Consider the following 21,767-nt stretch of genomic DNA (forward strand, 5'->3'; position numbering starts at 1 on the left):
AGATTTATTGGAACCTTGGCGGCAGCCGCTATGGGGGCGACGCTGGCGCTCGCGCCCGCAAACGCGGCAGAGGACACAATCAAGGTCGGTATTCTGCATTCGCTATCCGGTACGATGGCGATCTCCGAAACGACGCTCAAGGATACGATGCTCTTCCTCATTGATGAGCAGAACAAAAAGGGCGGCGTGCTCGGCAAGAAACTTGAAGCCGTTGTTGTTGATCCGGCATCGGACTGGCCGCTCTTTGCAGAAAAGGCACGCCAGCTGATCGAGCAGGATAAGGTTGCGGCGGTTTTCGGCTGCTGGACATCGTCCTCGCGCAAATCCGTGCTGCCGGTTTTCGAAGAATTGAATTCGCTGCTGTTCTACCCCGTGCAGTATGAGGGTGAAGAAAGCTCGCGCAATGTTTTCTATACGGGCGCAGCGCCGAACCAGCAGGCTATTCCAGCCGTTGACTATCTTGCCAATCAGGAAGGTGTGCAGCGCTGGGTTCTCGCCGGTACGGATTATGTCTATCCCCAGACCACCAACAAGATCCTGAAAGCCTATCTCAACGCCAAGGGCGTGAAGGATGAGGATATCATGGTCAATTACACGCCGTTCGGTCATTCCGACTGGCAGACGATTGTCTCCGACATCAAGAAATTCGGCTCCGCCGGTAAAAAGACCGCTGTTGTCTCCACCATCAATGGCGATGCCAATGTGCCGTTCTATAAGGAACTGGCCAATCAGGGCATCAAGGCAGAAGACATTCCCGTTGTCGCCTTCTCGGTGGGTGAAGAAGAATTGGCTGGCCTCGATACCAAGCCGCTGGTCGGCCACCTTGCCGCGTGGAACTATTTCGAGTCCGTTGATTCCGAGGCCAATGCCGAATTCATCAAGCAGTGGCATGCCTATACGAAGAACGACAAGCGCGTGACCAACGACCCGATGGAAGCAACCTTCATTGGCTTCAACATGTGGGTAAAGGCTGTTGAAGCGGCCGGTACAACCAAGTCCGATGCGGTCATCGACTCGATCGTCGGCGTTTCCGTCCCCAACCTTTCGGGTGGCTCGGCAACGATGATGCCAAACCATCACATCACCAAGCCGGTTCTCATCGGCGAAGTGCAGGGCGATGGCCAGTTTGACATCGTCTACAGAACGCCCGGCCTCGTCGTTGGCGATGAATGGTCGGACTATCTGCCCGGCTCCAAAGATCTCATCTCCGATTGGCGCAAGCCCATGTCCTGCGGCAACTTCAATGTTGTGTCAGGCAAATGCGGTGGTGTGACCAACTAAGACGAGCGCTTCGGCTTCGGGTCGGGGGCGACAATCCGAAGCCAACTCCACTCCCGCACATGTTGCGGGGGTGGAGCGCCCCGAAAGAATGTCAAACACGGGATTGTTGAATGTCATTGAGCCGCTTCCTGTCCATCATCGCGATGCTGGGCCTTTGCCTGTTCCCCGCCATTGCGGGCGCGCAAGTCTTGGACGACGCGAAACTCAAACCTCTGGTGGAAGCGCTTGCGGGAGACAATTTCGACAACACGAGCAAAGCCGTTTCGGAACTCGCCAAAAGTGGTGCGCCACGCGCCGCTGCTATTCTCAATGCGCTGAGCGCGGGGGATCTCTATGTCTCCAAAACCGATAAATCGGTCTTTATCGGCGCGCGCGAAGGTTCTGATTATGCGGCCACCGATCCGCTGACCGGCGCCAAGCTCGCGCCCGTGCCGCGCAGCGCTGCGGAGAAAATCAAGGTCAACAACCGGCTGCGCCGCGATATCGGTGCTGCGATTGGCGGTCTGACATTGATGAGCACTAACGCAACCGAGCGCCGCACCGCTGCGGAAGCCATCCTCAAAAACCGCGATCCTGAAACCATTCCGCTGCTTGATCAGGCTATAACAGCCGAAAAGGATGCTGGTATCAAAGTGCTGATGCAGCGTGCCAAGGCGGCGGCGGTTCTCAATTCCACTGCTGTAGATGATGTGAAAATCGCCGCCATCGCTGAAATCAAATCCGGCAATGGCCGTGAGGCGCTCGGCCTGCTGACGCCGCTCGCAAATGTTCAGGGACCCGTCGGTGAAGCGGCCAGTGCCGCAATCTCAAGCATCAATTCCGAGCTGGAACTCTGGAACGGCATCCAGAATATCGTCTATGGCCTGTCGCTTGGTTCGGTTCTGCTTTTGGCGGCCATCGGTCTTGCCATCACCTTTGGCGTTATGGGCGTGATCAACATGGCGCATGGCGAAATGGTGATGATCGGCGCTTACACGACATTCGTGGTGCAACAGCTCATTCGCACCTCTATGCCCGGCCTGGCCGAATATTCCCTGCTGATCGCGCTGCCCGCAGCCTTCCTCGTCTCCGGCGCAATTGGTGTTATCATCGAGCGTGGCATTATCCGCTTTCTCTATGGCAGACCGCTGGAAACCCTGCTCGCCACATGGGGCATCTCGCTGGTGCTGCAACAGGCGACGCGCTCATGGTTCGGTGCCTCCAATGTGCAGGTCAGCAGCCCCTCATGGATGTCCGGCTCCTTTGATGTCGGCATGCTGACGCTGACATGGTCGCGTCTGTGGATCATCGTTTTTGCCCTGTCGGTCTTTGCCGTACTGCAACTGGTGTTAAAGAAAACCATGCTCGGCCTGCGGATGCGGGCCGTCACGCAAAACCGGCGCATGGCATCATCCATGGGCATTCGCACGCCTTGGGTGGATGCGCTGACCTTCGGCCTCGGCTCCGGCATCGCCGGCATTGCCGGTGTCGCGCTCAGCCAGATCGACAATGTCAGCCCCAATCTGGGCCAGGGCTATATTATCGATAGCTTCATGGTCGTGGTCTTCGGCGGCGTCGGCAATCTCTGGGGAACGCTGGTTGGTGCCATGTCGCTCGGCATTGCCAACAAGTTTCTTGAACCCTTTGCGGGTGCCGTCCTCGGTAAAATCCTCGTGCTGGTGCTCATCATTCTTTTCATACAGAAGCGTCCGCGCGGTCTCTTCGCACTCAAGGGAAGGGCCATCGAGGCATGATCACCCAATGGTTTTTCTCACATGGGGACCGGCGCAGCCTGATTGTTATCGCCATTCTGCTGGCGATTGCCTGTCTCGTACCTCTTCTCAACCTGCTGGTGCCTGATACGTCGCCCCTGCATGTGCCGACTTATCTGGTTTCGCTGCTTGGCAAATATCTGACCTATGCGATGCTGGCCGTTGCGCTTGATCTCGTCTGGGGTTTCTGCGGCATTCTCTCGCTTGGTCATGGCGCTTTCTTTGCACTCGGCGGTTATGCCATGGGCATGTATTTGATGCGCCAGATCGGCCCACGCGGAGTCTATGCCGATCCCGTCCTGCCCGATTTCATGGTGTTCCTGAACTGGAAGGAACTGCCGTGGTTCTGGCATGGTTTTGATCATTTCTGGTTTGCAGCCCTGATGGTGGTGCTGGTGCCCGGTGCGCTGGCCTTCGGCTTTGGCTGGCTAGCGTTCCGCTCGCGTGTAACGGGCGTGTATCTTTCCATCATTACCCAGGCTTTGACCTATGCTCTGCTGCTGGCATTCTTCCGCAACGATATGGGTTTTGGCGGCAATAATGGCTTGACCGATTTCAAGGATATTCTCGGCTTCAACGTGCAGGCGGGCACGACCCGTTCCGCGCTCTTTGCCGCCACGGCGCTGTTTCTGGCACTCGCTGTTTTTGTGTCCAGCTTCATCATCCGTTCCAAGCTCGGCAAGGTGCTGGTTGGTGTGCGCGATGCGGAAAGCCGTATGCGCTTTCTCGGTTATCGCGTCGACCGCTACAAGCTCTTCGTCTGGACCATCTCGGCCATGATGGCGGGCATTGCCGGTGCACTCTATGTGCCGCAGGTGGGTATTATCAATCCATCCGAGTTCGAGCCTGCTAATTCCATCGAGGCAGTCATATGGGTGGCGGTTGGCGGTCGCGGTACGATTGTCGGTCCCATTATCGGGGCCGTGCTGGTCAATTTCGGCAAAACCTATTTTACGGCGGCTTTCCCGGAAATCTGGCTGTTCGCGCTTGGCGCACTGTTCATCCTCGTCACGCTGTTCCTGCCCAAGGGCATTCTTGGACTTTACGGTTCGTGGAAAACGCGACAAGCCAATCGCGCCGCGCGGGAAGATGATGAGATCTTGCCTCCGGTCGTCAAGCAAAACGGCACGCTCATGCCAACACCCGAACCTCAGGCTGCGGAGTAGTCCCATGAAGGCCAAGGACACACTGCTTTATCTCGATGGTGTTTCGGTTTCCTTCGATGGTTTCCGGGCCATCAACAATCTTTCGCTTGTACTGCAATCGGGTGAAATGCGCGCTATTATCGGGCCCAATGGTGCGGGAAAGACGACGATGATGGACATCATCACCGGCAAGACCAAGCCGGATACCGGCGATGTCTATTTCAATGGCACTGTCGATCTGACCGGGCACGACGAGGCTGACATTGCCATGCTCGGCATTGGCCGCAAGTTTCAGAAACCGACTGTTTTTGAAAGCCATACGGTGGAAGACAATCTGGTGCTGGCGCTTTCGGGGCCACGCTCGGCCTTGTCAGCGCTGTTCCATCGCCAGAGCAAGGACGAGGCCGACCGTATCCACGAAATCCTCTACACAATCAGGCTGTTTGAAAAGCGCCATTGGCTGGCGGCCAACCTGTCCCATGGCCAAAAACAATGGCTGGAGATCGGCATGCTTTTGGCGCAGGACCCGAAATTGCTGCTGGTCGACGAGCCGGTGGCTGGGATGACCGATGCGGAAACGGCTGAAACCGCCAAGCTCCTGCGCGATATCGCCCGTACCCGCTCGGTTATCGTGGTGGAACATGACATGCATTTCGTGCGGGAACTTGATGTAAAGGTCACCTGCCTGCATGAGGGCTCGGTGCTGGCCGAAGGTTCGCTCGATCACGTCAGCAATGATCCGCGCGTCATTGAGGTTTATCTCGGGCGATGAGGGTGCTCAAGGGAAACACGGCGCAGGAATGTGGTGGATGGTGCAGGGAGCGTGGTTCGTGGTTCGACAAGCTCACCATGAGGGAGAGTGGGGATGCAACGCTAATCGCAAAGATTGCAGTACAAAGAGGGTGCAGAACTTGTCTCCCTTTCATCACCCCTCTCCCTCATGGTGAGCTTGTCGAACCACGAACCACGCTCCCTGCACCATCCATTGCTTTTGAAGCACAGAGAAAGAACTGATTATGCTCACGGTTGAAAATGCTTCTCTTCATTACGGCGCGGCACAGGCTCTGCGGGGCGTATCGCTGGAAGTGAAACCGAAGACAATCACCTGCGTCCTTGGTCGCAATGGCGTTGGCAAGACCAGCATGCTCCGCGCCATTGTCGGCCAGCATCCGCTATCATCGGGTTCAATCAGCTTTGATGGCTCGCTATTGGGTAAGAAGCCACCCTATGACCGGGCGAGGGCTGGCATAGCCTTCGTGCCGCAGGGGCGCGAAATCTTTCCGCTGCTCACGGTGCGCGAAAATCTGGCGACGGGTTTTGCCGCCGCCAAGCGCGGCAACCGCAATGTGCCGCCGGAAGTCTATGAACTCTTTCCCGTCCTGAAAACGATGCTGGGACGGCGAGGCGGCGATCTGTCGGGCGGCCAACAGCAACAATTGGCCATTGGTCGTGCGCTGGTTACGCGTCCAAGGCTGCTTGTTCTGGATGAACCAACCGAAGGCATCCAGCCATCGATCATCAAGGATATTGGCCGCGCCATCCGCTTTTTGCGCGACCAGACGGGCCTCGCGATCCTTCTTGTCGAGCAATATCTCGATTTCTGCCGTGAGTTGGCTGACCATGTCTACATCATGGACCGCGGCGAGATCGTGCATTCTGGCAATGCGGCCAGTCTCGACAAGCCGGAGGTTCGCAAGTTCCTGACGGTGTAGGAGGCAATGATGATACCACGCACCCTTTACGACAGGCTCGTCAGCGATGCCGAAATGGCGCGGGATCTTGCTGCTTATGACGAGGTCAAGGCGCGGATTGATGCAGGCGAAGAGGAACTGGTGCCGTCGGAAATTGTTGACCGCATATTGGGCGGCGAAAACAAGGTTCGTGTCTGGCGCGAGTATCGCGGCCTTTCAAATCAGGAACTGGCACAGAAGGTCGGTATCAGCGCGTCCTATCTATCTGATATCCAGAATGGCAAAAAAGAGGGCCGTCTCTCAACCCTGAAGAAAATCGCAGCTGTTCTTCGCGTCGATCTCGATGACCTTGTTTGAGGTAGTGACTGGCTTGCTCTTGCTGTAGGCGGGTAATCATCGCTAGAGTCTCCCCGGAGGAGCAATTTCGATGATCGACAAGCTGGAATTTTTCATCGCCTTGGCACGCAACGAGCATTTTGGCCGGGCGGCGGAAGAGTGTGGCGTGACCCAGCCCACGCTATCAGCAGCAATCAGGCAATTGGAAGACACGCTCGGTGTGGTGCTGGTTCAGCGCGCATCCCGCTATAAGGGCCTGACATCAGAAGGTCAGCGGGTGCTGGAATGGGCGCGCCGTATCGTCGGTGATACCAGAACGATGCGCGAGGAAATCCGTGCCGCGCGTTATGGCCTGTCGGGGCACGTTAAAATAGCGGCCATTCCGACGGCGCTGGCCATGGTTTCGCGCTTGACGACGCCCTTTCGTGAAAAGCATCCTGACGTAACCTTTTCCGTCACCTCGCGCACTTCGCTCGAAGTCCTCACCCTGCTCAGCAATTTCGAGATCGATGCCGGAATTAGCTATCTCGATAACGAGCCGCTGGGGCGTGTGACCTCGGTTCCGCTGTACTCGGAGCGCTATCAGCTGATCACCTCGACGGGCAGCACCTATTCCGATCGCGAATTTGTGACCTGGGCGGAGGTCGGGCAATTGCCGCTCTGTTTGCTCACCATGGACATGCAGAATCGCCGTATTATCAATAAACATTTGCAGGAAGCCGGGGTTGAGGTGCATCCAACGCTCGAATCCAATTCGATGATTGTGCTGTTCTCGCATATCCGGACGGGCAAGTGGGCGAGCATCATGCCACTTAACCTTGCGGAAACGCTCGGCTTTTCCGAACCTATCCGTGCCATCCCGATTGTTGAGCCGGATGCACGTCATCTGGTTGGATTGGTCGCGGCGGATCGCGAACCCCATACGCCTCTGGTTTCGGCGTTGCTGCACGAGGCCCGGGCGCTGGCGATAGAGCTGAATATGGTTTGAGTTGAGTTGAGCTTGATAGGATTCTTCTATCGATCAACGAGACTGGTATATTGATTTATCACCCTGCTTTTGATCTGTTCTAATATACGAGGAGAATTTAGGGAGGGCACTGCACAAAATGCAGACCGCAAGTACCGATATCGCTGGGAGAGCGATAGGCATTATCGATCAATTAAAGGGTGAAGAAGGTCCGCTCCTTCCGATTCTGCATGAGTTGCAGGGGGAGTTCGGCTATGTGCCGCAGGAAACCTTGCCACTGATTGCACAGGCGCTGAATATATCGCGCGCCGAGGTGCACGGTGTCGTTACATTCTATCATGATTATCGCGATCATCCGGCTGGCCGGCATGTGCTGAAGCTGTGCCGGGCCGAAGCCTGTCAATCAATGGGTGGTGACGCCATGGCCCAAAAGGCTCGCGAGCTGCTCGGCATCGACTGGCATGGAACCACCGCCGATGGCGCGGTGACGCTGGAGCCGGTGTATTGTCTCGGCCTTTGCGCCTGCGCCCCCGCAGCCATGCTTGACGGCGAGGTTATCGGCCGTCTTGATGATGAAAAGCTTGAAGAAATCAGCGCGGGAGTGCGGCTATGACGGTCACATTCTATGTCCCGCGCGATTCCGGATCGCTTGCTCTGGGCGCTGAAAAAGTTGTCCGCAAGCTGCATGAAGAGATTACGTCCCGTAAACTTGATGCGCGCATTGTCCGCAATGGTTCGCGCGGCATGTACTGGCTGGAACCGATGGTCGAAGTGGAGACACCTCAAGGCCGTGTTGCCTATGGGCCGGTGAAACCATCCGATCTGACTTCATTGTTTGATTCCGGTATAGCGGAAGGCAAGACGCATCCCCTCTATCTTGGCCTGACGGAAGAGTTGCCGTTCCTGGCAAAACAGACACGCCTGACCTTTGCGCGCTGCGGTATCACCGATCCTGTCTCGCTGGATGATTATCGCGCCCATGATGGCCTGAAGGGGCTGGAAAAAGCCCTCGCGCTGACGCCGCTTGGGATCGTCACTGAGGTCACGGAATCGGGTCTGCGCGGACGCGGTGGTGCAGGTTTCCCCACGGGTATCAAATGGAAGACCGTTCTTGATGCGGCAGGCCCGCGCAAATACATTGTCTGCAATGCCGACGAAGGCGATAGCGGTACATTTGCTGACCGCATGATCATGGAAGGCGATCCCTTCGTGCTCATCGAGGGCATGACCATCGCCGGTATCGCCGTCGGCGCCACCAAAGGCTATATCTACACCCGTTCCGAATATCCCCACGCGATTGCCGTGATGAATGAAGCGCTCGGTGTTGCGCGCAAGGCCGGGGTGCTCGGTGCGTCGGTGCTGGGTTCTGCCCACACGTTTGATATTGAAGTGCGTGTCGGTGCCGGTGCCTATGTCTGCGGCGAGGAAACCGCGCTTCTGGAAAGCCTTGAAGGCCGTCGCGGCATTGTCCGTGCCAAGCCACCTCTGCCCGCGCATAAGGGCCTGTTCGGCAAGCCGACTGTCATCAATAATGTGATCTCGCTGGCTTCCGTTCCTGTCATTCTCGACAAGGGTGCTCCCTTCTACAAGAATTTCGGCATGGGCCGTTCGCGCGGTACCATTCCGTTGCAGATCGCAGGGAACGTCAAATATGGCGGTCTCTTCGAGACGGCCTTTGGCCTGACACTTGGCGAAATCGTCGATGATATCGGCGGTGGTACTGCAACCGGACGCCCTGTTAAAGCAGTGCAGATCGGTGGTCCGCTCGGCGCTTATTTCCCCCGCGAACTCTTCGATACACCATTTGATTACGAAGCTTTCGCCGCCAAGGACGGGCTGATTGGCCATGCCGGACTTGTGGTGTTTGACGATAGTGTCGACATGCTGAAACAGGCACGTTTCGCCATGGAATTCTGCGCTGTCGAATCCTGCGGCAAGTGCACGCCATGCCGTATCGGTTCGACGCGCGGTGTCGAGGTCGTTGACCGACTTGCCGCCAATATAGAGCCGGAAAAACAGATCAAGGTTCTGACCGATCTTTGCAACACGATGAAGTTCGGTTCGCTCTGCGCCTTGGGCGGTTTCACGCCCTATCCGGTCATGAGTGCTTTGACGCATTTTCCTGAAGATTTTCGTCCTGCGCCCGTCGCGCAAGCAGCGGAATAGGAGCCAGACATGTCCCTCATTCATGAAATTGATTTCGGTACGCCAGCCTCCAAATCCGAGAAGATGATCACCCTGACCATCGATGGCAACGAGGTGACCGTTCCCGAAGGCACCTCCATCATGCGCGCGTCGATGGAAGCGGGTATTCAGATTCCAAAACTCTGCGCCACCGATATGGTCGATGCATTCGGTTCCTGCCGTCTTTGCCTGATCGAGATCGAAGGCCGCAATGGCACGCCTGCCTCCTGCACGACACCCGCCATGCAGGGGCTTGTCGTCCACACGCAAACCTCGCGCCTGAAGGATATCCGCAAGGGCGTGATGGAGCTTTATATTTCTGACCATCCGCTGGATTGCCTGACCTGCGCCGCCAATGGCGATTGCGAATTGCAGGATATGGCGGGTGCCGTTGGTCTGCGCGATGTGCGCTATGGCTATGAGGGCGACAACCACGTCTTCGCCAAGGCCGATAATGTTGCCAATGATCGCTGGATGCCCAAGGATGAATCCAATCCTTATTTCACCTACGATCCGGCCAAATGCATCGTCTGCTCGCGCTGCGTGCGGGCCTGCGAGGAAGTGCAGGGCACATTCGCGCTCACCATTGAAGGCCGTGGTTTCTCCAGCCGCGTTTCGCCCGGTATGCACGAGAATTTCATCGACAGCGAGTGCGTTTCCTGCGGCGCCTGCGTTCAGGCTTGCCCGACAGCCACGCTAACGGAAAAGTCGGTTATCCAGATCGGTCAGCCTGAGCATTCCAAGGTCACCACCTGCGCTTACTGCGGCGTGGGCTGCTCATTCAAGGCTGAGATGCGCGGCGAAGAGCTGGTGCGCATGGTTCCCTATAAGGATGGCAAGGCCAATCGCGGCCATTCCTGCGTCAAGGGCCGGTTTGCCTATGGCTACTCCACCCACAAGGATCGCATCCTCAACCCGATGATCCGCGAAAAGATCTCCGATCCATGGCGCGAAGTGTCATGGGAAGAGGCCTACAAATATGTCGCCAATGAGTTCCGCCGCATCCAGTATCAGTATGGGCGCAATTCCATCGGCGGTATCACCTCATCACGCTGCACCAATGAGGAAACCTACCTCGTGCAAAAGCTGGTTCGCGCCGGTTTCGGGAATAACAATGTCGATACCTGCGCCCGCGTCTGCCATTCGCCGACCGGCTATGGCCTGAACAAAACGTTCGGCACGTCAGCCGGTACACAGGATTTCGACAGTGTTGAGCATACCGACGTCGTCATCGTTATCGGTGCCAACCCGACCGATGGTCATCCGGTCTTTGCCTCGCGGTTGAAGAAGCGCCTGCGTCAGGGTGCCAAGCTGATCGTTATCGATCCGCGCCGTACCGATCTCGTGCGCTCGCCCCATGTCGCTGCCGCTCATCATCTGCCGCTGCGTCCCGGCACCAATGTTGCCGTTGTCACCTCGCTTGCTCATGTCATCGTTACGGAAGGTCTGTTCGACGAGCAGTTCATTCGCGAGCGCTGCGACTGGGATGAGTTTCAGGATTGGGCGACTTTTGTGTCCGAACCTGAGCACAGCCCCGAAGCCATTGAACAACTGACCGGTGTATCGCCGCAGAGCCTGCGTGAAGCAGCCCGGCTGTTCGCCACCGGCGGCAATGGCGCGATCTATTATGGTCTTGGCGTCACCGAACACAGTCAGGGTTCGACAACGGTTATGGCCATTGCCAACCTTGCCATGGCCACCGGCAATATTGGCCGCAAGGGCGTTGGCGTGAACCCGCTGCGTGGCCAGAACAACGTCCAAGGCTCCTGCGACATGGGCTCGTTCCCGCACGAATTGCCCGGCTATCGCCACGTTTCGGGCGAAGCAACCCGTGATATTTTCGACAAGCTCTGGGGCGTCAAGCTGCAGGATGAACCCGGCCTGCGTATCCCGAACATGCTGGATGCTGCCGTCGATGGTACATTCAAGGGCATCTATATTCAGGGTGAGGACATTCTTCAGTCCGACCCTGACACAAAACACGTAGCCGCTGGCCTTGCCGCCATGGAATGCGTTGTGGTGCACGATCTCTTCCTCAACGAGACTGCCAATTACGCCCACGTCTTCCTGCCCGGTTCTACCTTCCTCGAAAAAGACGGCACCTTCACCAATGCCGAGCGGCGTATCAACCGCGTGCGCAAAGTCATGAGCCCGAAGAACGGCTTTGCCGATTGGGAAGTCACCCAGACGCTGGCCCAGACCATGGGCCTCAACTGGAACTACACCCATCCGTCGCAGATCATGGACGAAGTCGCATTGACGACGCCAAGCTTTGCCGGTGTTTCCTATGAGCTTCTCGACAAGGAAGGGTCCGTTCAGTGGCCGTGCAATGAAAAGGCGCCCTTGGGCACGCCCATCATGCACATTGAAAGCTTTGCCCGTGGCAAGGGCAAGTTCGTACGCACCGAATATGTGGCAACCGACGAGCGCACCGGACCGCGCTTCCCGCTGCTGCTGACAACCGGGCGTATCCTCTCGCAGTATAATGTTGGTGCACAGACACGCCGCACGGATAATGTTGTCTGGCACGAGGAAGACCGGCTGGAAATTCACTCGCACGATGCCGAACAGCGCGGCGTGCGCGATGGCGACTGGGTGAAAATCACCAGCCGCTCCGGTGAAACCACTTTGCGCGCTCTGATCACGGATCGTGTGTCACCGGGTGTCGTCTATACGACCTTCCACCATCCGACGACGCAGGCCAACGTCATCACCACCGACTTTACCGACTGGGCGACGAACTGCCCGGAATACAAGGTCACGGCGGTGCAGGTTGGCGCGTCCAACGGGCCGAGCGACTGGCAGGTCAAATATGACGAGCAGGCCCGCCAGAGCAGGCGCATTGTCCAGACTCTGGATGCGGCGGAATAACGATGAGCGTGCGTGAAACGCGGCTGCAGGTGCCGCGCATAACCCGTCGCCGTAAAGGCGATGGGTCTGTCTATGCGACGGATAGCCGGATGGTGCCGGAGGAAACGCCCATCGCTTTCAGCTATAACGGCACCACCCATGCGGTGATGATGGCAAGCCCTGCCGATATCGAGGATTTTGCTGTCGGCTTCAGTCTTTCCGAAGGCATTATCAGCCAGCTTGGCGAGATCAGCGAGATCGCCATTGAAGACCATGGCGAGGGCATCGATATCCAGCTGCTTCTGGCCGATGAAGCGGGACAAGACCTCACCGACCGCCGCCGCCGCATGGCAGGCCCTGTCGGTTGCGGCCTCTGCGGTATTGAATCCATCGAACAGGCGCTGAAACCCGTGGCCTCCGTTGATGGGACGCAGCTGAACCTGTCGCCTGACGATCTGGCGCAGGCCGTCCGGCTGCTGTCGCCGCTTCAACCCCTGCACAATGAAACCGGCGCTGTGCATGCGGCGGGCTTCTATGTTCCCGGCAAGGGTATTGTTGCGGCACGCGAGGATGTCGGCCGCCATAATGCGCTCGACAAATTGGCCGGAGCGCTTTGCCGTTCCGGTATCAGTGGCGCGTCGGGTGCTGTTGTCATTACCAGCCGCGTTTCCATCGAAATGGTGCAGAAGGCCGCGATCATCGGCGCATCCGTGCTGATTGCAGTATCCGCGCCAACCGCGCTTGCTGTTCGTACCGCGCAGGCGGCGGGCATGACGCTGGTTGCGCTGGTGCGCGGCGACGAATTTGACGTGTTCACCCGGCCCGAGCGCATTCCCGTTGCTGTTCATCAGGTGGCCGTAACGCCCGGAGAGCCTATGGCTGCGGCAAAGCCCAATGCGGATGCCGCTTCATCAACCCTTGTGCAAAGTCCAACAGTTCGATTGGTGCAATATGGATAATGATAGTCACCGGCAATCAACTGCCGACAAGCTGGTTTATATGGCCAATCAGATCGCCACATTCTTTCACACCCAGCCAAAGAGCGAGGCGGTGGAAGGGGTAGCCGGACACATCAACAATTTCTGGGAACCGCGCATGCGCACCCAGCTTTTTGCCATTCTGGAAAAGGAAGACAACGGCCTTGATCCGCTGGTGGTCGAGGCGTCCGCGCACATCCGCAAGCCTGCTGCAACCCCGGTCTGACCTTTTCCAATGGTTGAAACTTCTATGTACGCCTCGGCCCCTTCGGCAGGGGCATTCTGTGCTGTTAATCAACGAAAATAGCGCTATCCAAAGACTATCCAGAAACTAAAATACCAGAACATAAATTGGGGCTTGGAGGAGGAATTCACATGTCAGCAACTGACAGGACGGAGCGGGGTGCCTATGGCAATCCCGGCATACTTGATCGCGAGCGTATCGTCGCCAAAGCGGGGTTTAACCGCTGGTTGGTGCCACCCGCAGCACTTGCCATCCATCTTTGCATCGGTATGGCCTATGGTTTCAGCGTCTTCTGGCTACCTCTGTCGCGCGCCATTGGCAGCGATCCGGCGGCGTGTGCCAATCTCAACCTGGTAACTGCCCTGTTCACGACAAGCTGCGACTGGCGTGTCAGTGATCTCGGCTGGATTTACACCCTGTTTTTCGTGCTTCTCGGTTGTTCCGCCGCCATATGGGGTGGCTGGCTGGAGCGGGCAGGGCCGCGCAAGGCCGGTGTGGTCTCGGCGCTCTGCTGGTGCGGCGGCATGGTTCTGGCTGCCATCGGCGTTATCACCCACCAGCTTTGGCTGATGTGGGTTGGTGCTGGCGTCATTGGTGGTATCGGCCTCGGACTTGGCTATATTTCTCCGGTTTCCACGCTGATTAAATGGTTTCCTGATCGTCGCGGTATGGCAACCGGCATGGCCATCATGGGATTTGGCGGCGGTGCCATGATCGGCGCGCCACTGGCCAACCTTCTGATGAACCACTTCAAGACGCCCGATTCCGTCGGTGTCTGGCAGACATTTCTCGTCATGGCAGCGGGTTACTTCGTCTTCATGATCTGTGGTGCCTTTGGCTATCGCATTCCGCCCGCAGGCTGGCGTCCCGAGGGATGGACACCACCAACCGATGCCAAGGCGATGATCACCACCCGCCATGTGCATCTGCGCGATGCCCACAAGACCAAACAGTTCTGGCTTATATGGGCCGTGCTCTGCCTCAACGTTTCAGCCGGTATCGGCGTGATCGGCATGGCTTCACCCATGTTGCAGGAAATCTTCGCGGGCAAGCTCATTGGCCTGCCGGATGTCAGCTTCACCCAGCTTGATGCGGGTCAGAAAACCGCCATCGCTTCGATTGCTGCAGGCTTTGCCGGTTTGCTTTCGCTGTTCAACATTGGCGGGCGGTTCTTCTGGGCCTCACTCTCCGATCGCATCGGCCGCAAGGCCACTTACTTCACCTTCTTCGCCCTCGGCATCGTGCTATATGCGCTGGCACCAACCGCTGCCCATATGGGCAGTCAGGCGCTGTTTGTCGGCATTTTCTGCGTGATCCTGTCCATGTATGGCGGCGGCTTTGCCACCGTACCTGCCTATCTCGCCGATATTTTCGGCACGCAGTTTGTCGGCGCCATCCATGGCCGTCTGCTCACCGCCTGGGCAACGGCGGGTATCGTCGGACCGGTTGTGGTCAACTATATTCGCGAGTTCCAGATCAGCGCAGGCGTGCCGCGTGATCAGGTCTATGACCGCACCATGTATATCCTTGCCTGCATGCTGGCGCTCGGCTTCATCGCCAACTTCTTCGTCCGCCCGCTGGCATCAAAATGGTTCATGTCCGACGCCGAGGTCGCGGCACTTCAGGCCAAGACCAAGACAGCAGATGCTGGAGCCACGGGCTCCTTCGGCATTGGCCATGGCGGATTGGATGCGAAAGCCGCACTCGCATGGGCGGCAGTGGGTATCCCCATTTTATGGGGTGTCTGGGTCACGCTGCAACAGGCAGTGATCCTGTTCCGGTAAAGCCATGCCAAGCAAAAAACAGGCTCCGTTCGCGGGGCCTGATTTTATTTCATCGACAGCAAAAAGACGTGCGGAAAACCTCGGTTGAAATATTTTTCCACTTGACTGCTGCTAGTGGTTGTAACTCTATTACCCAACTATTTGCTCGCTACTTTTCCGAATTTTATTTTTCACGATGAAACTGGGGGGCCAGATTCCATGTCTTTCCGTACCACAGGGACGATTGCATCCGCACGTCCAGACCTCTTCGCCAAGTATCGCCACTATCTTCTTAGTACCGCCTCTACGGCGTTCCTGATTGCAGCAGCGTGCTCAGGCGCTCACGCGCAGCAGGCGAATGCGATTTACGTCAATGCTGATGGATCAAAGACCAGCGATCTTGAGGCGGCAGCCGCAACATGGCGGGCCGACAAGGAATTTCAGGCAAATTGGGGCGTCGGCGCCATGAAGGCCGAATATGCCTATGCCCGCGGCATTACCGGCTATGACGCGACCACAGGCAAGCGCGTCAAGATCGGTATTGTTGATTCGGGGTTCTACAACCCGCATTCGGAATTTTCTCCGACTTCCAGATATCACGCGGTTTTCGCCAAGGACCCCAATGCCGCACCAGATCCAAACAATCCCGATGGTGTTTCCGGCAATTGGATCAGCGGTGTCAATGACAGCCACGGCACCAAGGTAACAGGTGTTATCAGTGCCGCCCGCAATGGCACAGGTGTGCAGGGCGTGGCGTTTGATGCGGACATATATGTCGGCAATACCAATGCTACCGATGCCCTGCTTTTCGGTCCATCCCCTCAAGCTGCCTTTCCAAAATCGTCGGCGAGCTATCTCGCCGCGGTTTACGACGCTGTAGCAGCGCAGGATGTGCGCATTATCAGCAATAGCTGGGGCAGCCAGCCGGCGGACCAGAACTATTCCACTCTGGCAAAACTGTTCGCCGCCTATCAGCAATATGACGGCAAGAATACCTGGATCGAGGGGGCGGCGAGAGCCTCAACGGGCAAGAACGGCAAGGAAGGCATTATCAACAATTTCAGCGCTGGTAATTCCGGCTATGACAATGCCAGTCTGCGCGGTTCGCTGCCCTATTTCCGTCCGGAGCTTGAAGGCCACTGGATGACGACAACCGGTTTTGCCAACAACCAGAAAGACCAGATTTACAATCGGTGCGGCATTGCAAAATACTGGTGCATCATGGCGCCGACCATTGTGCAAACGACGGATACCAATGGTGGTTTGAGCAATGGTTTTAACGGCACATCGGCCGCTGCACCCCATGCTTCCGCCGCTCTGGCGCTGATCATGCAACGGTTCCCCTATATGACCAATGAACAGGCACTGTCGGTGCTGTTCACAACGGCGCAGAATATGGTTGCAAGCCCTGACGTCGCTCCGACGACGGGCACGCGCTCGCGCACACCCGTCGTTCCCGGCACCGCACAGGTACCCAATGCCGTGACCGGCTGGGGACTTGTCGATCTGAACAAGGCGATGAACGGCCCCGGCCAGTTCCTTGGCCGGTTCGATGCCAATCTGGGCGCCGGTGTGAGCGATAGCTGGAGCAATAATATTTCCGATGTGGCGATTCGTGCCCGGCAGACCGAAGACAAGGCCGAACACGATGAATGGGAAACGACCAAAACCACAAAGGGCTGGCAAAATGGCCTGCCTGCCAATGCAAGCGATGCGGACAGGACTGAATATACCACCAAAACCGCGCGCGACGAGGCGTTCAAAACGCGCCAGTATTTCGGCAGTCTGATCAAATCCGGCACCGGAACATTGCGTCTGACCGGAACCAATACCTATACGGGCGACACCCAGATTAATGGTGGCCTGCTCGCTGTTGATGGCAGCATCGCTTCGGTTGTTTCAGTCAATAATAGCGGCGCGCTTGGCGGCATTGGCACGGTCGGCAGCCTCGGCGTGCATGCGGGTGGTATCGTTGCGCCGGGCAATTCCATCGGCACGCTGCATGTGGCTGGAGATGCCAGCTTCGACAAGGGCAGCGGCCTCGCTATTCAGGTTGCGCCTGACGGTCGCAGTGATCGTCTCGAAGTGGCTGGCAAGACCACACTGCTGGGTGGCGTGGTCAGTGTTGCAAGCGAGAACAGCACTACACCGCTGACACCAGCCGAAACGCTTGCTCTGCTGGGCAAGAGTTATACGGTTCTCACCGCTGCTGGCGGCATCAACGGAAAGTTTGATGCAGTGCTGCCCAAGTATTACTTCATTGGGGGCGCGCTAAGCTATGATCCCAACAATGTGAATGTCACCCTGTCGCGCAACGGTCTTGCCTTTGCCGATACCGGACGGACGAAGAACCAAAAGGCAGCAGCCGGCGGAGTCGAAAGTCTTGGTGCAAGCAATCAACTCTATGACACGATAGCTGTTACAACGTTGGACGAGAACCTGCCCGCTCGTTTGGACGCCCTGTCCGGAGAAGTTCATGCCTCACTGAAAGGCATTCTGGCCGAGGATGGAAAGTTTGTCCGCGATGCCGCGAGCAATCGTATCCGGGCTGCCTTTGGCGATACGGCAAGCAGCAAGTCAGCGATGCCGGTTCTGGCTTACGGTCCCGATCAGAAGAAGGGGAGTGCGGCCTTTGCTTCTGTCGAACCTGCTACTCCAACAACAGCGCTGTGGGGCGAAGCCTATGGCTCATGGAGCCATGCCGACAGCAATGGCAATGCATCCGCCTTTAGCCGCAATACCGGCGGGTTCGTTACCGGGTTTGATGGTGTGATTGCCGATACGTGGCGATTTGGTCTGTTGGCCGGTTATGGCAATACATCTGTTCATACGGATCGTGGCCGTGCCTCTGCCGACAGCTATCAGGTCGGTGTCTATGGCGGCACCAAGATCGATGCGCTGACATTGAGTTTCGGCACCAGCCTTGCCCATCATGAGATTGATACGCGCCGCAAGGTCGTCTTCAGCAGTATCAATGACAACAACACGGCTGATTATTCGGCAAAATCGGTCCAGGTATTCGGTGAAGCGGCCTATCAAATCGATAGCGCCTATGCGGCATTCGAACCCTTTGCCGCAGTTGCCTATACGCATCTAAAGACCGATGGCTTTACCGAAACCGGTGGTATTACCGCGTTGTCGGGGCGGTCAGACACCACTGACCTCACCACCACAACCCTTGGACTCAGGGCCTCGCATCGTTTCATCGTGAGCGATATGACCATTGTCACCGCTCATGGCATGGCGGGTTGGCGGCATGCCTTTGGTGATACCACACCGGAAGCCTCGCTGGCCTTCTCAGGCGGCAATGCCTTCTCTGTTGATGGTCTGCCCGTAGCTGAGGACACTGCGCTCGTCGAAGCCGGGCTGGACTTCGGTATTGGCAAGGCAACCACGCTTGGTGTTAGCTATAATGGCCAGTTTTCCAGCCAGAGCCATGATAACGCCGTCAAAGCCGATCTGACTGTACGATTCTAGGCAACACCTCAATTGGACAACACAGCTGATGGATGACAAACCCATCGGCTGTGTTGGCGAAACACGAGCCACGCTCACCAGAACACCAAGCCATGCTTCCATAGACTCTCCATGTTAGTCAGGCGCAAATAACGGTACAAAACAAGGCAAAGACGGCCAATCTTCATGCACCACCCACCTCGCGAGAAGGGCGATATCCTGGAACGCAAATTAAACGTAACAGGGTACGGAGCAGGCAGGCTCCCACCGCGAAGAAATCGACCGTAATTTTTCTGTTTGCATTTTCTAGCTTGACGGATCGTATGCTTGCAACTTTATTAGCCGCATATTTTTTGTTTTTTCGAACTAGTATTTCAACATAAATTATAGCGGGAACCATATTTCATGTCTTTTCACGCCACAGATGCGGGTTTTTCCGCACGGACTATTCGCCTTTCCACATTCCGCAACCATTTGATGAGCAGCGTTTGTGCTGGGTTGATTATCGCTGCCGCCGGGCCGAGTGCGCATGCACAGCAGGTGCCGAGCAAGTATTTCAACGCCGATGGCAGCAGGACCAATGATTATGAAGCTGCCAAGAGAAGTTGGCTAGCTGACAAAGAGTTTCAAGGTAACTGGGGATTGAAAGCGATCCATGCGGAAGCAGCATACGTGCTCGGTATTACAGGTCGAGGAATGATTTCTGGTGTTCTCGACAGCGGAACTCTGGAAACACATCCGAAGTTTTCCGGCTCCGGTAAATTCATTTCCATTCATTCGCAAGGTAATCGCGATCACATTGATGATTACACGTCCGCTGGAACATGGATAATCCTAAATCCGCCTATTCATGTTGGCGATTATTTTAATTTTTATGGAGGAATTCCGGTCGTTAATGATGCCCACGGCACTCACACCGGCGGCACGATCGCTGGCAGGCGTGAGGGTGGAAAAGGCGAAATGCAAGGCGTTGCTTTTGATGCAGTGCTTGCTGCAGCAAATGGCACGGAGATGGGTCCTTACGTTGGCACAATTGATACCTTCGATTCATCTATATTTGCCGCGGCGATTGATGGCTTCGCCGAAAAACGAGTGCCAGTCGTCAACAACAGCTGGGGAATTGGTCCATCAACGCTTGGTGGTATGCCAAATATAGAATCCAACTATGGACGCAACCCGTTTAATTTCGTTAGGGATGTCATTCCGCAATATCAATCAGATCCTAGCAAAAAGATGTTCAATATCGCCGAAGATGCGGTGAAGAAACATGATATACAATTCGTGTTTGCTGCGGGTAACAATGGACCGGGCGCTACGCCGGACGCCATGGTCAGCCTGCCCTATTTCCGACCCGAGCTGGAAGGCCACTGGCTATCGGTGACGGGTATTGGCCAAACGGGCATTCCCATACCCGGCTATTCCGATTACAAGATTTACGCTGGGTCGTCGCGTTGTGAACAGACAAAATGGTATTGTATAACCGCACCTGCTGTAGACGTTAAAAGCTCTTTTTTTGAATACGATAAACAAAGCGGCGGATTAACACCCACATTCAACAACGATACCGGTAATTCCATGGCAGCGCCACATGTGACCGGGGCCATGACGCTCATTATGCAGCGGTTCAATTATCTGAACTCTGTAGCAGCCCATGACATCCTGCTAACCACGGCAACTTATCTGCCTGATGGTTCCGGGAATGATAAGCTAAACATTGCCGGATCTCGAACCCAAATCCCTAATGAGCGATCGGGTTGGGGCCTTGTCAACCTCGAGAATTCTATGAATGGTCCCGGACAATTTTTGGGCCGGGTTGAAGCCAATCTAAATACCGGCGTGAATGATGTATGGCGCAACGATATCTCTGATTTAGCGCTTGATCAGCGCAAGATTGATGAGCAGACTGAAGTGTCCAGCTGGACAGATAGAAAGAAAGCACAGGGCTGGGAAAATGGTGTACCGCAGTCGCGAAGACTTGCAGTTGAAGCCGCAACAAAAGCCGATCTTGATAAGATGGGCTCACTATTTACATCCTTGTTCACCACAAGCGTTGCGAGACTCAATAATAGCCTTGAAGTGAAGAACGCGTATGGCGCTATAGAAGCAGATGCGAATGCAAAGCGTTTCAGGGATAATTTCATCAAGGCCGATCCATACGCGTTTGGAAGACCCAATCTTCAAGAACTGTACGAAGCCTATAAGCTAACAACAATACGAGCAGAAATCGCGGCAGCCACACCTGCAGACAAAGACAGTTTGGAGAAATCAGCGGGCCTGTTTGGCGCATTCGTGGAAAAGCTGGTAGGTGGTCAGAAAGACATGGCCGACTACCTCATGATACTCAACACAGTAAACACTAATCCAGTAACGCTGCCACTTATTCTGAAATACCAAAAGCAAAATCCAAAGTGGTGGGAAAGTGCAGATGCGCTCAAGAATTACGGAGTTTTCAAGACTGAAGTCCTTGATCCGCTATTTGCCGTCCATATGCACGGAGCATTTGACGCAGTGGTGGCAGAATACACTGTCAGTGAAGCCCGCGCCGCTTACCTCACCAAGAAGCTCTCCGATCCATCCGCCTATCTCGGCGGGTTGACGAAATCTGGTGCCAAGTCATTGTGGCTAACGGGGAAGAATACTTATCGCGGCGATACCATCGTCAATGGCGGCGAGCTTGGCATTGCTGCCGAAGGTTCGATCATCTCGGCCTCCATCATCAACAACACAGGGCTTTTGACTGTCGATGGCAAGACGGCTGCTGTGACCGCAAATCCGGGTGGACGATTGAAGGTCAATACTCCGGGTGTCACCGGGGCTGTTACCCTCAATGGCGGCGTTGCCTCGGTCGATGGAACAAGCGGTGCAACTGAAGTCAACGCGGGCGGTGAGCTTGGCGGCATTGGCACAGTGGGCAGTCTGGCGGTGCATGCGGGCGGTATGGTGTCTCCGGGCAATTCCATCGGCACATTGCATGTGGCCGGGCCTGCAAACTTTGATAAAGCGACTGGCCTGACCATTCAGGTTGCTGCCGATGGGCGCAGCGACCGTCTGGACGTGAAAGGTAAGGCAACCCTGCTCGGCGGCGTGCTTATCGTTGCACCGGAGAACAGCAAGGCACCGCT

15 protein-coding genes are annotated in these 21,767 nt (G+C 56.3%); all 15 read left to right on the forward strand.

Annotated elements, in window-relative coordinates:
* Nucleotides 1-30 precede the first annotated feature (30 nt).
* Nucleotides 31-1,281 (forward strand): urea ABC transporter substrate-binding protein, encoded by a 1,251-nt coding sequence (gene urtA / locus BLU05_RS19375; protein ID WP_244518437.1) that lies wholly within the window; start codon nucleotides 31-33, stop codon nucleotides 1,279-1,281.
* 110 nt (nucleotides 1,282-1,391) lie between these two features.
* Entirely contained in the window at nucleotides 1,392-3,014 is a 1,623-nt protein-coding gene (urtB, locus tag BLU05_RS19380) for an urea ABC transporter permease subunit UrtB (RefSeq protein ID WP_091883676.1), read from the forward strand.
* Nucleotides 3,011-4,198, forward strand: a complete 1,188-nt coding sequence (gene urtC / locus BLU05_RS19385; RefSeq protein WP_091883678.1) for an urea ABC transporter permease subunit UrtC — start codon at nucleotides 3,011-3,013, stop codon at nucleotides 4,196-4,198. Before urtB ends, urtC begins: the two co-directional genes overlap by 4 nt.
* Nucleotides 4,199-4,202: 4 nt before the next feature.
* A complete protein-coding gene (gene urtD, locus BLU05_RS19390; protein ID WP_091883681.1) occupies nucleotides 4,203-4,949 on the forward strand; it encodes an urea ABC transporter ATP-binding protein UrtD in 747 nt (248 codons plus the stop codon).
* Nucleotides 4,950-5,193: 244 nt separating this feature from the next.
* On the forward strand, nucleotides 5,194-5,889 hold the full coding sequence (urtE, locus tag BLU05_RS19400) for an urea ABC transporter ATP-binding subunit UrtE (RefSeq protein ID WP_091883686.1): 696 nt from the start codon (nucleotides 5,194-5,196) through the stop codon (nucleotides 5,887-5,889).
* Between the two features lie 9 nt (nucleotides 5,890-5,898).
* Complete coding sequence (locus BLU05_RS19405) at nucleotides 5,899-6,225, forward strand: helix-turn-helix domain-containing protein (RefSeq protein ID WP_091883689.1); 327 nt, start codon at nucleotides 5,899-5,901, stop codon at nucleotides 6,223-6,225.
* A 70-nt stretch (nucleotides 6,226-6,295) separates the two neighbouring features.
* Entirely contained in the window at nucleotides 6,296-7,192 is an 897-nt protein-coding gene (locus BLU05_RS19410; protein ID WP_091883691.1) for a LysR family transcriptional regulator, read from the forward strand.
* A 118-nt stretch (nucleotides 7,193-7,310) separates the two neighbouring features.
* Nucleotides 7,311-7,784 (forward strand): formate dehydrogenase subunit gamma, encoded by a 474-nt coding sequence (locus BLU05_RS19415; protein ID WP_091883694.1) that lies wholly within the window; start codon nucleotides 7,311-7,313, stop codon nucleotides 7,782-7,784.
* On the forward strand, nucleotides 7,781-9,337 hold the full coding sequence (locus BLU05_RS19420; protein ID WP_091883696.1) for a formate dehydrogenase beta subunit: 1,557 nt from the start codon (nucleotides 7,781-7,783) through the stop codon (nucleotides 9,335-9,337). The genes BLU05_RS19415 and BLU05_RS19420 overlap by 4 nt, the downstream gene beginning before the upstream one ends.
* A gap of 9 nt (nucleotides 9,338-9,346) precedes the next feature.
* Nucleotides 9,347-12,226, forward strand: coding sequence for a formate dehydrogenase subunit alpha (gene fdhF, locus BLU05_RS19425; protein WP_091883699.1), 2,880 nt, complete (start codon nucleotides 9,347-9,349; stop codon nucleotides 12,224-12,226).
* A gap of 2 nt (nucleotides 12,227-12,228) precedes the next feature.
* Nucleotides 12,229-13,164 carry a formate dehydrogenase accessory sulfurtransferase FdhD gene (gene fdhD, locus BLU05_RS19430; RefSeq protein WP_091883701.1) on the forward strand — a complete coding sequence of 312 codons (936 nt, stop codon included), beginning with the start codon at nucleotides 12,229-12,231 and terminating at the stop codon, nucleotides 13,162-13,164.
* Complete coding sequence (locus BLU05_RS19435; protein WP_091883704.1) at nucleotides 13,157-13,408, forward strand: formate dehydrogenase subunit delta; 252 nt, start codon at nucleotides 13,157-13,159, stop codon at nucleotides 13,406-13,408. Before fdhD ends, BLU05_RS19435 begins: the two co-directional genes overlap by 8 nt.
* 149 nt (nucleotides 13,409-13,557) lie before the next feature.
* On the forward strand, nucleotides 13,558-15,210 hold the full coding sequence (locus BLU05_RS19440) for an OFA family MFS transporter (protein WP_091883706.1): 1,653 nt from the start codon (nucleotides 13,558-13,560) through the stop codon (nucleotides 15,208-15,210).
* A gap of 198 nt (nucleotides 15,211-15,408) precedes the next feature.
* A complete protein-coding gene (locus tag BLU05_RS19445) occupies nucleotides 15,409-18,666 on the forward strand; it encodes an autotransporter serine protease (RefSeq protein WP_091883709.1) in 3,258 nt (1,085 codons plus the stop codon).
* 384 nt (nucleotides 18,667-19,050) lie between these two features.
* On the forward strand, nucleotides 19,051-21,767 hold a 2,717-nt coding region (locus BLU05_RS19450; protein ID WP_175540672.1), incomplete at its 3' end, for a S8 family peptidase.

Source organism: Phyllobacterium sp. OV277, from assembly GCF_900104355.1.
In the GTDB taxonomy this organism is placed as follows: Bacteria; Pseudomonadota; Alphaproteobacteria; order Rhizobiales; family Rhizobiaceae; genus Phyllobacterium.

Coding starts and splice junctions, on each gene's coding strand:
- urtA (WP_244518437.1), top strand. CDS start 31: ATGGGGGCGACGCTGGCGCTCGCGCCCGCAAACGCGGCAGAGGACACA.
- urtB (WP_091883676.1), top strand. CDS start 1,392: ATGTCATTGAGCCGCTTCCTGTCCATCATCGCGATGCTGGGCCTTTGC.
- urtC (WP_091883678.1), top strand. CDS start 3,011: ATGATCACCCAATGGTTTTTCTCACATGGGGACCGGCGCAGCCTGATT.
- urtD (WP_091883681.1), top strand. CDS start 4,203: ATGAAGGCCAAGGACACACTGCTTTATCTCGATGGTGTTTCGGTTTCC.
- urtE (WP_091883686.1), top strand. CDS start 5,194: ATGCTCACGGTTGAAAATGCTTCTCTTCATTACGGCGCGGCACAGGCT.
- BLU05_RS19405 (WP_091883689.1), top strand. CDS start 5,899: ATGATACCACGCACCCTTTACGACAGGCTCGTCAGCGATGCCGAAATG.
- BLU05_RS19410 (WP_091883691.1), top strand. CDS start 6,296: ATGATCGACAAGCTGGAATTTTTCATCGCCTTGGCACGCAACGAGCAT.
- BLU05_RS19415 (WP_091883694.1), top strand. CDS start 7,311: ATGCAGACCGCAAGTACCGATATCGCTGGGAGAGCGATAGGCATTATC.
- BLU05_RS19420 (WP_091883696.1), top strand. CDS start 7,781: ATGACGGTCACATTCTATGTCCCGCGCGATTCCGGATCGCTTGCTCTG.
- fdhF (WP_091883699.1), top strand. CDS start 9,347: ATGTCCCTCATTCATGAAATTGATTTCGGTACGCCAGCCTCCAAATCC.
- fdhD (WP_091883701.1), top strand. CDS start 12,229: ATGAGCGTGCGTGAAACGCGGCTGCAGGTGCCGCGCATAACCCGTCGC.
- BLU05_RS19435 (WP_091883704.1), top strand. CDS start 13,157: ATGGATAATGATAGTCACCGGCAATCAACTGCCGACAAGCTGGTTTAT.
- BLU05_RS19440 (WP_091883706.1), top strand. CDS start 13,558: ATGTCAGCAACTGACAGGACGGAGCGGGGTGCCTATGGCAATCCCGGC.
- BLU05_RS19445 (WP_091883709.1), top strand. CDS start 15,409: ATGTCTTTCCGTACCACAGGGACGATTGCATCCGCACGTCCAGACCTC.